The 13,870-nt window shown below is 49.9% G+C and carries 19 protein-coding genes; 17 read left to right on the top strand and 2 right to left on the bottom strand.

Annotation, left to right across the window (positions count from 1 at the left end):
• Positions 1-37: 37 nt before the first annotated feature.
• On the top strand, positions 38-1,912 hold the full coding sequence (locus tag CWE12_RS03160; protein WP_126788207.1) for a hypothetical protein: 1,875 nt from the start codon (positions 38-40) through the stop codon (positions 1,910-1,912).
• A 7-nt stretch (positions 1,913-1,919) separates the two neighbouring features.
• Here CWE12_RS03160 and CWE12_RS03155 read toward each other — a convergent pair whose 3' ends face one another.
• Together CWE12_RS03155 and CWE12_RS03150 are read right to left on the bottom strand one after the other, a co-directional pair.
• On the bottom strand, positions 1,920-3,176 hold the full coding sequence (locus tag CWE12_RS03155; RefSeq protein ID WP_126788206.1) for a GNAT family N-acetyltransferase: 1,257 nt from the start codon (positions 3,174-3,176) through the stop codon (positions 1,920-1,922).
• 67 nt (positions 3,177-3,243) lie between these two features.
• Positions 3,244-3,951, bottom strand: coding sequence for a flavin reductase family protein (locus CWE12_RS03150; protein WP_126788205.1), 708 nt, complete (start codon positions 3,949-3,951; stop codon positions 3,244-3,246).
• A 233-nt stretch (positions 3,952-4,184) separates the two neighbouring features.
• On the opposite strand from CWE12_RS03150, the gene CWE12_RS03145 reads away from it, so the two are divergent.
• The 16 genes from CWE12_RS03145 to CWE12_RS03070 all read left to right on the top strand — a co-directional run bounded on the left by CWE12_RS03145 (position 4,185) and on the right by CWE12_RS03070 (position 13,737).
• Positions 4,185-4,814, top strand: a complete 630-nt coding sequence (locus CWE12_RS03145; protein ID WP_198675674.1) for a hypothetical protein — start codon at positions 4,185-4,187, stop codon at positions 4,812-4,814.
• Positions 4,815-5,024: 210 nt separating this feature from the next.
• Positions 5,025-5,741 carry a hypothetical protein gene (locus tag CWE12_RS03140; protein ID WP_126788204.1) on the top strand — a complete coding sequence of 239 codons (717 nt, stop codon included), beginning with the start codon at positions 5,025-5,027 and terminating at the stop codon, positions 5,739-5,741.
• A gap of 94 nt (positions 5,742-5,835) precedes the next feature.
• Positions 5,836-6,222: a hypothetical protein gene (locus tag CWE12_RS03135; protein WP_126788203.1), complete on the top strand. Its 387-nt coding sequence runs from the start codon at positions 5,836-5,838 to the stop codon at positions 6,220-6,222.
• A gap of 105 nt (positions 6,223-6,327) precedes the next feature.
• Entirely contained in the window at positions 6,328-6,729 is a 402-nt protein-coding gene (locus tag CWE12_RS03130; RefSeq protein WP_126788202.1) for a GFA family protein, read from the top strand.
• Positions 6,730-6,809: 80 nt separating this feature from the next.
• On the top strand, positions 6,810-7,250 hold the full coding sequence (locus tag CWE12_RS03125) for a YqaA family protein (RefSeq protein WP_126788201.1): 441 nt from the start codon (positions 6,810-6,812) through the stop codon (positions 7,248-7,250).
• 78 nt (positions 7,251-7,328) lie between these two features.
• Positions 7,329-7,619, top strand: a complete 291-nt coding sequence (locus CWE12_RS03120) for a hypothetical protein (protein WP_126788200.1) — start codon at positions 7,329-7,331, stop codon at positions 7,617-7,619.
• A gap of 101 nt (positions 7,620-7,720) precedes the next feature.
• Positions 7,721-8,104 carry a DUF6404 family protein gene (locus CWE12_RS03115; RefSeq protein WP_126788199.1) on the top strand — a complete coding sequence of 128 codons (384 nt, stop codon included), beginning with the start codon at positions 7,721-7,723 and terminating at the stop codon, positions 8,102-8,104.
• Between the two features lie 120 nt (positions 8,105-8,224).
• Positions 8,225-9,124 (top strand): lipid kinase, encoded by a 900-nt coding sequence (locus tag CWE12_RS03110; RefSeq protein ID WP_126788198.1) that lies wholly within the window; start codon positions 8,225-8,227, stop codon positions 9,122-9,124.
• 1 nt (position 9,125) lies between these two features.
• Positions 9,126-9,566, top strand: coding sequence for a DUF2383 domain-containing protein (locus tag CWE12_RS03105; RefSeq protein WP_126788197.1), 441 nt, complete (start codon positions 9,126-9,128; stop codon positions 9,564-9,566).
• An 18-nt stretch (positions 9,567-9,584) separates the two neighbouring features.
• On the top strand, positions 9,585-9,827 hold the full coding sequence (locus CWE12_RS03100; RefSeq protein WP_126788196.1) for a DUF1496 domain-containing protein: 243 nt from the start codon (positions 9,585-9,587) through the stop codon (positions 9,825-9,827).
• A gap of 34 nt (positions 9,828-9,861) precedes the next feature.
• Complete coding sequence (locus CWE12_RS03095; protein WP_126788195.1) at positions 9,862-10,257, top strand: energy transducer TonB; 396 nt, start codon at positions 9,862-9,864, stop codon at positions 10,255-10,257.
• Positions 10,258-10,378: 121 nt separating this feature from the next.
• A complete protein-coding gene (locus tag CWE12_RS03090) occupies positions 10,379-10,732 on the top strand; it encodes a DUF1428 domain-containing protein (RefSeq protein WP_126788194.1) in 354 nt (117 codons plus the stop codon).
• Positions 10,733-10,782: 50 nt separating this feature from the next.
• Positions 10,783-11,730 carry a DUF6174 domain-containing protein gene (locus tag CWE12_RS03085; RefSeq protein WP_126788193.1) on the top strand — a complete coding sequence of 316 codons (948 nt, stop codon included), beginning with the start codon at positions 10,783-10,785 and terminating at the stop codon, positions 11,728-11,730.
• A 36-nt stretch (positions 11,731-11,766) separates the two neighbouring features.
• Entirely contained in the window at positions 11,767-12,438 is a 672-nt protein-coding gene (locus CWE12_RS03080; protein WP_198675673.1) for a hypothetical protein, read from the top strand.
• A gap of 316 nt (positions 12,439-12,754) precedes the next feature.
• Complete coding sequence (locus tag CWE12_RS03075) at positions 12,755-13,090, top strand: hypothetical protein (RefSeq protein WP_126788192.1); 336 nt, start codon at positions 12,755-12,757, stop codon at positions 13,088-13,090.
• Positions 13,091-13,104: 14 nt separating this feature from the next.
• On the top strand, positions 13,105-13,737 hold the full coding sequence (locus CWE12_RS03070) for a class I SAM-dependent methyltransferase (RefSeq protein WP_126788191.1): 633 nt from the start codon (positions 13,105-13,107) through the stop codon (positions 13,735-13,737).
• Positions 13,738-13,870: the final 133 nt, after the last annotated feature.

The raw sequence follows: 13,870 nt of genomic DNA, 5'->3' as shown, positions 1-13,870 counted from the left end.
CATTTGTATGGTGTGATTTACATAGAAAGGTAAGCTGTTGAGTCGTTCAGAACATATCCCCCGGTACTGGCTGTCCCGCGCGTTAATTAGCACCGTAAGCAGTGCGGTCATCCTGCTTTTATTCGCCCTCTATCCGCTGGCGCAGATGTCGGCGTGGGGCTTTGCGCTGGTGGCAGCGGCAGCGAGCTACCTGGTGTACTGGCATCTGGCTGATGTCATGTTGCTGCGACGCCGAGCGTACCTGGGCTTTGTGACGCAGACCGACAGCCACTGGCGACAGCGGCTGTGGAGCAGTGTATGGGTACAGTTGCTGACCGCGTTTGCTTCGGTGGCAGTAGCACTGGCTGCATTGAGTGCTGCAGCGCGGCTAAGCTGGCCGGAATGGGCGGTGCTCGGCGCCTCTATTCTAACCTTTCAACTGATCCAACGCCTGGTGCGCCCTTCGATTGAACGCCATATCACCAGCGAACACAGTGCCAGCGTATTACTGCGTCTGAGCCACCTGCTGAATATGGTACTGGTCGTCATTGCAATGCTGGCAGTCCACCTGTGGTTGACCGAAGTACCCGATACCCGCCATCTCAGTGTGGCGGAGGTTATGGCCCAGGCCTATCAGGTGGAAAGTGCCCGCGCAGACGTGCAGTTAATCGGATGGCTGTTGGGCATTAACGCCGCCTTGTATAGCCTGTTCTGGCATGCCATTCAGTTGCTTTCGCTTGGTGCGGTCTGGTGGCTGACGCTGGCTGTGTGGCTGGTAGTGATGCTGGGCATCGCGGTGCAGGTCAGTTTTATCTGGCTGGTGTTGCTGGGTAGTTACGCCTGGTTGAATCGATTTTTATATCTCAACGACCACAAAAAGACATACAAGCGAGCGCATTTTAGCTGGTTGCTTGTGGTGATAGCGGCAGGTATTGGCTGGTTTGCTCTCGAGCTCAACAGCGAAAACGCCCACCGCTGGTTGCAGCAAAACGAGCAGGCAGGTCGACAGTCGCGTGAGGCTATCGACCCTTGTGCCCCAGAACGACTGGCCGCCGCCGAGACTGCCGTACAGGGCCAGAGCGAGCGGGTTCGTAGTGAACAGGAACAGGCAGCATTGCTGCAAATTGAGCAGGATATTGACCGTATAGTTGATGATGCCTATGCCAATATCGATCAGCCAGCGGACGACTTTTTAGACTGGAACTTCTCCCTGCTGGGCCAGTACACCCAATTGGCCTACTTAATGCGCGGCAGTTTTGGTGAACAGGGCTTTAACGAGCTGATGGCTGAGCAGATCAACAGCTTTGTCGCGCTGAGCCAAAGTGACGCCATGCTGGAAGCCGAAAATAGCCTCAATGCGGCCTTGTTGCGACGCATCGAACAGGGTGCCCGGGCGTATCAACGTAGTTTAGGTCAGGAACTTGAGGCAGAAGGTCTTGGTGCACAGCGTTTTTGCCTGGCGTTGCAGCCGGTCTCTGTGGATGTGCCAGAACTGATGCAAAAATCTGGCGTTGGTGCTGGCGTGGCGCCGGGACTGTTGTTAATGAGCCGAGCATTAGCTCCGGGCAGTGCGGTCGCGGCTCGAAGCGGTATGCGCCGTATGTTTGCCGCGATTATGGGACGCCTGACTGCACGAGCTGGTACCGCAGGCAGCGCCGCCACCGTGGGCTCAGTGTGTGGACCGGGCTGTAGTCTGATTGCTGGTGGCTTAGTCTGGTTAGGCACCGATCTGGTGATCAACTACGGCGATGAGAAGCTCAATCGCGACGACATGCGTGAGGCACTATTGCTTTCGCTGCACGAACAGCGTGACACACTCAAAGCGCAGTTAAATAACGAGGCAGCAGTGCTGGTGTTAGCCAGTTTTGCCGAGCTTGAAGCGCGCCAGCTGGAACAGTTTAATTTGTACCGGGAACTGCAGCGGCAACAGTAATCAATGCTCAGTCTGAATCGCGGCGAAACGGCAGATAGGTCGTAGCCTGTTGCAGCGCCTGTTGATGGGCAGTACGTTCGCGCTGACAGAAATCTTCTATGGCGAGGCGCAAGTCCCGTGATGTAGGATCAGACGCAGACAGTGCAAAGTTGAAATAGCCATGCCGTAACACCGGTTCGAAGCCGCGCGCCAGTTTATGCTCACCCTGGGCACCGGCGTCAAAGTAGCGCAGGCCATGCTCAATGCAATAGTCGATGCCCTGATAATAGCAGCACTCGAAATGGAGGAAGTCGAACTCGTCTAAGCAACCCCAGTAGCGCCCGTACAGGGTGTCGCCGCCAACAAAAAAGAAACTCATCGCCACGGGTGTCTGCGACTCACCCTCACCAAACGCCATCAGCACTCGAATGCTTGAGCCCATGGTTGCAAGCCAGCGGGCGAAGGTTTCCGGGGTTAAGTAGCCATGGTGACCGGAGCGCTTTAAGTAGGTCAGCTGATAGAAAGCAACCAGATGCCGCTGCAACTGGCTTGGCGCTCCGTCAGAGTTATAAGTTGAGTTATCAGCCTGAAGCTCCTCACCGGTGAACCAGACACAATGAATGCCTTGCTCGCGCACTTTCGTGCGCTCTTTGCGTAATTGTTTGCGTTTGCGCGAGGTAAGAGCCGCCAGAAAATCATCAAACTGACTGTAGCCGCGGTTGTGCCACAAAAATTGCAAATCGGTGCGGTGCAGCCACGGGGGCGCTTGGTTAGATTGAGTTTTCTTTGTGTTTTCAGCTGCTGTAATCGACGAAAAATCAGCGGGCGGTAAGTACATCAGCTGCTGCGAGGCAAAGGCATGCTGGTCCTGCAGTGCAGCCAGGGCTTCAGTGATTATCGGCCAGAAAGGCTCCAATGCCTGCCCGCCAGTGCCAAGCCGTGGCCCTTCGCAGGGGGTAAAAGGAATCGCGCAAATCAGCTTAGGGTAATAATTGAGACCAAGCTGGGCGTAGGCATCAGCGATACCCCAGTCAAAAAAGTACTCGCCGTAGGAATGCAGCTTAATAAAGAAGGGCGCCGCGGCCACTAACCTGGCGTCGGTATCCTCATAAATACACAGGTACCGAGGCAGCCAGCCCGAACGTCCACCAATACTCCCGCCATCTTCCAATGCCTGAAAGAACGCATGGCGGGTAAACGGGTAATCATTGGGTGCAAATAGAGCGTCCCAGGCGTGCGGTTCAATGTCGCTAATACGGGTTACAAATTCAAAGCGGTACGCCATGGATTAGCCTGATTCTCTACTAACGTCGCCCGTTCATTGTTAGCCATTGACTGCTATCAATTGACTGCTACCTATGAAGGGCGCTCTTAAAACGGGTTAAATCCACTGCCGGTTCGATGTCGCCAGCACCCTCATCGGGTAACCAGTCGGCGGTTTCATCCGGCACTGCATAACGTAAGCGACCAAGCTTGCTGGTGCTGTGGTAGCCATCTAAACCTGAAATGGCGACCAAGTCCAGTGCTTCGATATCAACGAAGCCATCGTTTTGAATGACATCCCGGCGAATCTCCAGCCAGCTTAACTTACCAATGACAAAGCGGGTCTGATTGTGATGAACAGGTACAATCTCGACCAGTTCAATGCCCATACTCAGTGGTGATTCAGCCACGGCCGGCGCTGCAAAACCATGCAGCCAGTCTGCTGTCAGGCCGACTGCATCAAATTCAGACACATTGGCCTCATAGCCAGCCGAACTTTGATGCGCTTGTTGCAAAATAGGCTGGCTTACTGCATTCAGGGTCCAGACACCATGCTGCCGAATATTACTCAGGGTGTCACGGCGCACAGTCTCCGGCCGCATTACCATGCCGAACAAGGGTGGGGAAGCGCCCAGATGAACCACAGAGCTAACCATCGCCAGGTTTGCCACCCCAGCATCATCGGCAGTGCCAACCAGGTTGGCACTTTTAAAGCCGGACAGACTATTGATCAAGCGGGCACGAAAGCGGCTCGGCAGCGTCTCAAGATCATCACGGGTAAAGGTGGAAACCGTCATACTGACATCAAATCCACAGTAAACCAGATGGCAGCCCCTACCGTCAGCACCACATAGGCAATCTGACTCAGTGAAATCCGGTTTGCTTTGTGTTCGTTCTGCATGCTTTGCATGGGCAGGCTCCTTGTATCTCATTCCCTAACAGTGTCAGGATATACGCAGCAAATTGCAGAACAGATCGGTCACTCAAACAGAGTATGACTTTGCGACCTTATGAAAAGGACTTTAAAACCATGGCATTCCAACTACGAACTATCATTTACATGCAGGCTTCCTGGATTAAAGTACTGCTAATCGCGTTCAGCCTAAGCTTCACCGGGGTGGCCAGTGCTGATGAAACAGAAAACACCTGCGAGTATGACCGAGAGGCGATGCTGGCTCTTGATCAGCAGGCGTTTGATCAGGACCCTCATGGCGGTTGGCGCGTACTTGCGCGACATCCGGAGTGTAGAGAGGTAGCTGCTGATCTCATTCGTGACTATCGGCAGGTCCACGACAACGACTCTACAACTATGCTTTGGCACGAAGGTCAGATGCGAGCGTACGCTGACCAATACGATCAGGCCATCGCTTTATTTGAACAAACACGGCGGCCAGCCGAGCAGGATTTATTTGGCTGGAACCCATACCTCGATGCCACTGTTGCATTTCTAGAGGACGACTATGCAAGCTTGCAAGACGCCCGCGATGCACTAAGCCGTGTACCTTACCCAGACGATGAAATACTGCCAAAAGACGAACATGGCAACCCGGTAGAACTCGACTGGCCGCTTAATATGCATGTGGTAGAACGGCTAGTAGCTTGTTTCGGCAAACGTTATGACGAGGCATATGGAGACTGCGAGGAGCAGCAAACCCCTTGACTAGTGTGCAATTTTTAGCCTTGCAGCAGGTAAGTAAATTTAGTAACGTCAATAACATAATATTAACGTTCGCCCCGGGTATAGGCATAGCGACGCAGTAAAATGAGCATGCTCAGTTTGTTTTCCAAGGGAAAGAGCCTCCTCAGTAAAACCCCTCGCTATTTCAATAACCTGACTTCCCGTTTGACCGAAAAGATGGCCTGAGAAAGTGTGCTGGCGCACTATACAACTGTTAGAATTTTTAATGACATGAAGGAGCCACCTGCGATTGCTGGATTATTAAAGTTTTTTTCTAGGCCAGAATACTTAGATGACTTTCTGCAAGGTAAATTATTTTGCAACACGCCGCATTATTACCGGAACTGTTATGAACAAGGGATATCAGATCGGTTCGAGGCATGTATTGGTTACTTCAGTAGATCACTTGACCAGCGAATGCCAACAATAATCATGGATGGCAAAAAACTTGACCTTTCTAGAGCAACTGAGGCTTTTACCTTCCTAGATCAAGATTACTACGATTCATGGTTGAGTTGCTGGTTTATTCTAGAAGTTCCAGAGTCCGAATTGGAGATTATTTCGCTAAAAAGGGACTTGCAAAGAATTTTACAAGAGTTTGGAGATGATTATGTACTTTTACCGTCTGAGTCATTTATTCCGTTTCACAGTTTGCTGTCAAAAACTGAGCATAGAATGGAAAATGGACCCGTAAAGTATACTGATGACGATTTAACTAGAGGGATGTTCAAAAAAAGATCTGATTTCAGTTATCAAAGAGAGTACCGCTTTGCATTTGATCGGTGCGATAAATCAGAATTGAAACCGCTATGTTTTAAAGTTGACGCAAATCAACTTTCTGAGTTGGTTATTAAACAGCCTAAAATTAAATTCAATATCAATGGTGAGCTCCATGACATTCTTGTCTAGGAACTCTAACAAGCGCAATCAGTTCGGCCCTACGGGCCGGGGCCTCGCTGCGCTCGGGCGCTGTTGCGGTCGTTATATTTCTCAAGGAGCTTGAATGAAGTATGGGATGTTATTAACAGCTGTTTTGCTTACTGGTTGCGCTTCGGCTAACTCCGAGACAGATGCTGACAGTCTGGTTCACAGTCGTTCTGAAGCAGTTGATTTTATCGTGGAGCATAAAACAACTGAAGTTGCTTTAAAGTGTCGTCCGCGTTCGAAAGAGGTTGCCAGCACAATAGATTGGGTAAAGGAGTGCAACCAGCGAGCCTTCGATTATTTGACCGAGCAAGAAAGTAATTCAGTGGAGTTTGTCAGAGAAGTAACTGAGAAGCCCTTTGGTCTGGCTGCTGATTTTGCCGCGCGCTTTCTGATGCCTAATCCGGAAAACTTTGAGGAAGTAAGTATAGCTCAATCTTTCGAGTATCGGCTGAATGAAATATAACAAGACGCATCAGCACGCGTCTGCGGCACTGGACAACAGCGTCGCTGTTGCCGTTGTGCTTGGGCGTTATATGCGCGCGAACTACCGGCTTTAGAGGAAAACCTGATGACTGATTACTTTGGTTCTTGCCTGTGTGGCAATGCAAAATTTGAAGTGCAAGGGAAGTTCGACGGCTTTTACCTTTGTCACTGTCAGCATTGCCAAAAGGATACCGGGTCTGCTCATGCGGCCAATTTATTTTCGAAGTCAGCAAAGTTGACCTGGTTGGCAGGCTCAGATTCTGTGACTACCTTCACGCTTCCAGGCACTCGCCACAAGAAAAGTTTTTGTAAGTTCTGCGGTTCCGCATTGCCAAGCATTGATGAGGTGGGTCTGCTCGCCATTCCCGCTGGGTGTTTGGATACGGCAGTCTTTATGTTACCAACAGCTCGCATCTTTACATCTAGCAAAGCTGTTTGGGATAAAGGTTTAGGTAATGTGCCAGAATTTGAGGAGCTGCCAGAGTGAGCACCTATCAAGCCGTGGCAGTTCGCGCCTAACGGCCCCGGACTCGCTACGCTCGCTGATGCACCGGGGCGTTAAGTATAATGGAATATTTTTCAGAGCTAGGACATATTGGTCTTTTCCTCGCTTCATTTTTAGCCGCAACTATTTTACCTTTAAGCTCAGAAATTGTTTTGAGTGCTTTATTGCTGAGTGGATTATCACCCACCACGCTGGTAATAATCGCAACAACAGGAAATGTGTTGGGTTCACTGACAAACTATGCCTTAGGTTACTGGGCTAGCTTGGTGGTGGTAAAAAAGTGGTTAAGGATGTCGGAAAGTGATTTCCTGCGAGCAGAACAGCGCTTTATTAAATACGGCATGTTGTCCTTATGCTTTGCTTGGGTTCCAATAATTGGTGACCCATTAACCGTTATGGCAGGTGTTTTACGGGTTCGCTTACAGTGGTTTCTTATATTGGTTACTGCGGGTAAATTGCTGCGGTATGTCGGCATCAGTTACATGGTATTACAAGTAAATTGAGCTGATACAATGCTTAAAAGCGAATTCAGCCGACCGCTAAACGCGGCGGCTGATTCTGGGTGTTAAGGAGTAGTTGGGTTGGCAGAATTCCCATGGTTTTTAGTTCCAGTGCTGGTTGCACTGTATTTCCTCGTAAGTATGCAACTTGGTGTTTATCGCAAGAGAATTCACTTTTTGGAAGTGAAAGTGGATGCACTCCTCAAGCGCACAGGTATTGAGTTTGATGATACCAGTCTGGTGCCCGCTGAGGTACACCAGGCTGTAAAAGCGGGCCATCGGCTTAAAGCCATCAGGCTATATCGCAAAATGACTGGTGCAGAGCTAAAAAAGGCATCAGAGGTGGTAAATGACTTGCTTAGCAGCAGATAGCAAGGCGTATCAGTAGCGGCCGTTGAGGTTTTTTATGTAGGTATGCTATTGGTAGTTATCGGTTTTGCTGGCAAATTTGCGGTATAGCAACAGGAGTTTGTATGTCGTTTGAAATAAGAAAGCAAGCTGCGATGCAGGAGCTCAAAGCGTCAGGCATTTGGAAGTCGAACAGCATGCCTCCGGCATTGATTATTCTCTGGAAGCTAGGCATCAAGGCTAAGCCACCGCATTACAAGCGCTTTATGCAGAATGCGCTTCCATTGGGGGTATGGTTTGCTGTTGTTTGGGGCCTCTTAATGTGGTTTCTGCAGTGGCGTCATCAAGGTTTCCCTGTATCTGCTGCTATTGTGACCGCATTAGTCGGAGGTGTTTTTTTCGGTGTATTCATGGCCGCGTATTACAGGTGGTCCGCTCGGAAACATCAACTTTCTGACTGGGTTGATTTACCTGTCCAGGATGGGCAAAGCTACTCTCAGGCTGGTTAGCCAGACACTGCATCTGCCTGGGCACCCTAATCTGTAAGGTAAATATTGTGGCAGCGCTTTGCACCCTTTGAATAAACCGTTTACCTTTAAAAGGGCGCTTAATAGGAAGGGAGTAGAGCATTGCAGCATGCCTTGTTAATTGTCAATCCGCAGAGCCGGAATGGCCAGTCTGAGGCGTTAAATGAAGCCATCGACGTGCTTAGACGCTCGGGTATTGAAGTCGACGTTTGTGTGTCTGAAAGCGCATCTCAGATGGTTTCAAGGATTGCCGATTACCATCAGCAAGATGGGGTGGTTATTGTTGCCGGAGGCGATGGAACCATTAGTTCGGCGCTGGAGTCCGTGTATGAGAGCAAGCAAACGTTAGCCATTTTCCCGATGGGAACGGCGAATGACCTGGCTCGTTCACTGGGGGTTCCGCAGGATATTATTGAAGCCGCGCAGGTTATTGTTGATGATAAACGAGAAAAGATAAACCTGGCGAAAGTGAATGGTAAGTACTTTGTGAATGTTGCTCATGTCGGCTTAGGGGTCGATGTAACTCATGAGCTGACGTCAGAAACAAAAAAATACTTTGGCGTGTTTGCGTATCTGGGCGCGTTTATCAGCGTGTTCAAACGCAACAAGAGCTTCAGAGTTGATATAAAAGCCGATGATTGGGACTGCTCGTTGAGAGCCATCCATCTGGCAGTCGGTAATGGCCGCTACTATGGTGGCGGAAATATTGTGGATGACGACTCCACATTACTGGATGGACAACTGAATTTATTTTGCTTGAAACCACAACGGTGGTGGCAGTTGCTCTTGCTGGGCGCGAACTTGCGCAACGGTAACTTGCGAACTGCAGAGCGGGTGATATGTAAAACCGCTAAAAAGATTAGTATTGAAACATCTAAACCGAGACAGCTTCATGCTGATGGTGAATTTAAAACGGATACGCCAGCTGAGTTCGAAGTGATACCGAAAGCGATAGAAGTGATCGTTGGTGATATGCCTCTGCCAAATATAAAGAAGGATTAATATGTCGATAATGCGCACAGAGAATGAAGCCGATGGGGTGGAAATTCTAAAGTTAGTCATCGAGACAACGGATTACTATCGTGAGATGGCGGATGTGGTCGAGGACAAGAGTCTTGCTGACAAACTCGACAACATCGCCAGCGAACGAGCCACCTATATCGAGCCATGTCGAAACATGGTTAAGGAGCTAGGCGAGCTGCCAGCTAAACCGGATCCTGATAAAGAACTCCTGCAAAAAATCGGCGGAGAGCTTACCCAGTTTTTTTCAGCTGATTCGAAGAACGCTATTCTGGATAAATGTCTGCAGGAAGATGAGAAGCTCGCTGAGTTGGTCAAAGAGACCGAGCTCGGGGAGAAGTCAGCGGATTTTCAAAAACTACTGGACGAACTGGCTGAAAATCTTAGCACTACCCAGAAATCAGTTCAGGCGTTAAAGGATTAGTAAACCAAGGAGATAACGATGAAAGGACTACTACTAGGCCTTACCGCTGCGCTCGCATCAACTGCCGTCAATGCGCAAACGGCCAATACCACCGCCGAGCTGGACGCTAACCTAATGGACAATACTAAGTACTGTTACTACGCAAACGAAGAGTACTCTGAAGGTTCGCTCATGGAGCAGGAAGATAGCTTGATGCAGTGCGTCGATACAAGGGATAGCGAGAGTCTGGTGTGGCGGGCATATGAGCCTGAACAGTCGTAGAGCGCTATGAAATGGAAATCAAAAGGAGCTCAAAATGAAACTTTATATTCTTATCTTAGCCACGCTGATATTCGCGGTTGGTTGTACAGCAACTCCTGAAAAACATTTAACCCAGGAGCCGGTGGAGATTTCGGGGCCTGAGCTAGATGAATACTGGGTGCTGGAGAATAATCAACTTAGTTTTAGGACAGGTAACGTGGATGAGCCGACTGAGCCTGGCGTTGTCACGGTCCGGTATTTAATCGATTCGAATGGCCGCGTGTTTGAGCGCGAAATCGTCGAGTCGACCCCGGCAAGAATGTGGGATAAGTTTGCGTTAAACGCGATGCAGGCCGCCAGCTATCGCCCGGCAGCGAGCAACCCTAACAGCACACCAGTCTACGTCACAGTAGATTTTGAGTTTAGGAACCCTTTGCAAGAGACCCGTTAACCGACCATTGTAAAAATCTCACTAGGTAATCCTGGCTGTCGATTTCCGCACGGCGCGAACGATTATGCTGTCAGAGCGCGCCGTATTGGTTGCGCCAAATTGACCAATTGAGGAGAAGACAATGGATTACGTAGACGGTTTTGTGGCCGCAGTGCCCAATGAAAACAAAGAGAAGTTTATTCAGCATGCCCGTGATGCGGCGAAGATCTTCAAGGAGCATGGCGCGACCCGGGTGGTGGAATGCTGGGGTGACGATGTGCCGGATGGCACGGTGACTTCGTTTCCGATGGCGGTGAAATGCGAGAAAGGGGAAACGGTGGTATTTTCCTGGATTATCTGGCCATCGAAAGAAGCGCGCAAAGCGGGCATGGAAAAATCAATGAATGATCCGCGCCTGAGCAAGGAGAATAACCCGATGCCATTTGACGGCAAGCGGGTTATTTTCGGCGGCTTCCAGATAGTCCTTGAGGAATAGCGATTTTAGCTTAAAGTTAAATGTGCATGCCATGAACTAAGGACAGTCATATGAAACCCCGCGTAATCGTATCAATGCTCGCTATGGCGTGCACATTTCCTCTGCTAGGTTGCAACTCGTCTGACGACCCGGCTGTATCACCTAATATTGCTGATACAAAAGACCTTGTCGAACAGGCCCAGCTTGACTGGCAAGCTTCAGGATTGCAGAACTATGCGTTTACCCGCACCTTTATGGTTGGCGAGTGTGATGGAGGGATTGTCGCGGATGCTCCGCCTCCCATGGTTAACGTGGTACTGGACACAGACGAACCCTACGCGATCTCACCTTGGTATAATGAAGCCCGGTTGATTGGTGACAACTATCGCTACGATGGCTATGAGCGCCTGCATGAAGCGCTGATGGATATTCTTGATGAAGGACCTGTGTTGCTGGGCCGCAACCGCAATAACATCGACGAACTGCCTACTTTTGATGATCGTGGCGTGGTCACTGAATGGTTTCACAAAGAGAATAGTCGAGAGAATAGTGGCTGTACCTATAAGGCATCGACCCGGCGCCTGGTAGGCCTTGATGAATTGAGCTACCCGCTGACTAACTATGTTCATGAATTCAACCAGGGTGCGCAAACCTGGATTGAGGCAGATCTGCAGGACTACACTTACCGGGTGCGTTTTATTCGCGGCAGCTGTGCAGAGCCGCAGACGTCGTCACTGGCCACTATTCGGGTTGTTGATGGTATGGTTGATGAATCAGCGACTGAGTGGGACGGCGATGAAGATCGAGACTTGTTCGATGCCACTCTGGGGATGGTATTTTACGAGCTAACCTATGCTATGGCACAACTGCCGGACACCCTGGTTGCAGCGGCTCAAAGTGATGCTCCTATTGCTTATGATCCCAACTTTGGTTTCCCGCTGAGTTTCTATGCTGAATATGGTTCTGAATCAACAGAATCCTGCGGTGCTACCGGACTAATTGTTGAGTCGTTTGAGTAAGTAGGTCGCTGAATTAGGAAACCCAAAGGAGGCATTATGCGTCCTCAGTATATTCCGTGGCTGGTATTCTGGGTGCCGGTGATTGCGGTACACGGCGCCTACGGTATTGGTTGGTGGGAAGGGGTAGCCTACCAGTGTAACCCGTATATTCAGGGGTGCACTACGATCAGCCGTGCCGCCCGTGAAGGCAATGCTATTTTTTTCTTTCGTGCGCTGATGATGCCTCTGGCGGCGGTATTGGTATTGTTTTGGTGCCTGCAATCCGTGTGGCTGCAGCGGATGACGGGCAAGTCACACTGGCTGATTTTTATTCTGGGCAGTATTGGCGCGCTTTTCCTGATCCTCTATGTCGACTTCTTGGGCACTGAGGGCGATTTTAATCGATTTTTGCGTCGGTATGGGGTGATTTTCTATTTTGGCCTCACGGTGCTGGCGCAAATTATGAGCATTTCATCCCTGCATAAAGTACGCAACACGCTAGAGCCTGCTATTCAGCGTTACATGCAGCTGCAACTGGCGCTGATTATGTTCTGTTGGGTGCTGGCGATGGGTAATCTGGTGATTAAAGGCATCGGCTTCAGCTGGGCCGACATGATGGAAAACAACATCGAGTGGTTCTTCGCCCTGTGCATGTCCCTGCATTTTCCGTTTGTAGCGCTTATGTGGAAGCGCACAGGGTTTCGCTGGCAGTTTAACAACGAAGCCTGACTTAACTGTCAGGCTTCGTTGCTTTATGTTTATTTATGTTCGTGCTTTTTCAACGATGGATGTTTAGGTTTATTCTCCTCAGTTACTCGTCTCCGCTTATCGGTCTTTCCGGTAGAGTCTGCTTTGGGTTTTGGTCCCGGTTTTATTGTCATAACTAGCTCCTTGATTTTATCAATGTGCATGTTTAGATTAGGTGCCAATATCAGAAAGCGGTAATTTTTAAGTTTAGTTTTTGCCTTGGCGGATTGACAACGGGGCGAGCTGACTGTTTGCTGAGCGGGGTGCTTGATGACATGGAAAGTAATGAAAGGGACTTATGAAACTAGTTAGCCAGCGGACGCTAGAGGTTAACGGTACAGCTATCGAAGTCAGCTACAACAAGCTGACTTCGAAAATTACGGTTAGCAGTGGTGGCATTCAGATATACAGAAAATATTTGTGGTTGCCTTACGGCAACTACCGATTTGAGCTTGCTGATGTCCGTTACACCCTGAGGGTTTGGATGCTGCCGTTCTGTCAGTTTTCCCTGTATGGCCCGGACGGGGTGGTCTGCAACAATGTCTTTCCCAAGCTAAAACGCTACTCATTGGTAATGATGGCTATGTCGCCCGTGCGACACACATTGATGCTGCTGGCCTGGGCGATTTCATAGAGGTGTAGGATCTGATGACGAACAAAGATCACTGGGAAGGCGTTTATTCTACCAAAGCGGCGGACGAGGTTAGTTGGTTTCAGCCGCAGGCTGAGCGTTCACTGGCGTTGATCCATGCGTGTGTTTGCGAGGGGCCACGACGGATTATTGATATTGGTGGCGGCGCCTCGCGGCTGGTGGATGATTTAATTGAGGATGCGGATAACCAGATCACGGTGCTGGACTTATCCGCTGCTGCGCTGAGAACAGCACAAGCTCGTTTGTCGAAATCCGGTGATCCCGCACAGGCGATAGAGTGGGTTGAGGCGGATGTACTGGATGCTGATTTGAGCAGACTGAAAGGGGCGCCGTTTGATATCTGGCATGACCGTGCAGTCTTTCATTTTCTTACCAATGCCTCCGACCGTGTGCGCTACGTAGAGCAGCTTAAAAGTGCCCTTAAGCCGGGTGGCTGGTTGATTATTGCAACCTTCGCTGATGATGGCCCCAGTAAATGCAGTGGCCTGCCGGTGGAGCGTTATGACGCCGACAAGCTGGCACAGGTTTTCGCCGAGGGCTTCACCCTGTTGCAGCAGCAACACGAAACACATCTTACCCCAGCTGGCGCAGAACAGAAGTTCATTTACTGTGTATTTGAACGTGACTGAATTGAAACCTTCCTAGGCTGACTTTGCTCTGTTTTTCTCTCGCTTGTTAAAATTTTGTCAACGTGCTTTTATAGGCGTAACTTGCTACTGCAGTACGACGCAGGTCCACCTAAGCGGTTAATTGACTCAATCA

It is taken from the genome of Aliidiomarina sedimenti, assembly GCF_003986955.1.
Classification (GTDB): Bacteria; Pseudomonadota; Gammaproteobacteria; order Enterobacterales; family Alteromonadaceae; genus Aliidiomarina; species Aliidiomarina sedimenti.
The sequence above is the reverse complement of the archived record's forward strand: the minus strand, read 5'-3'. Positions and strand labels throughout refer to the sequence as shown.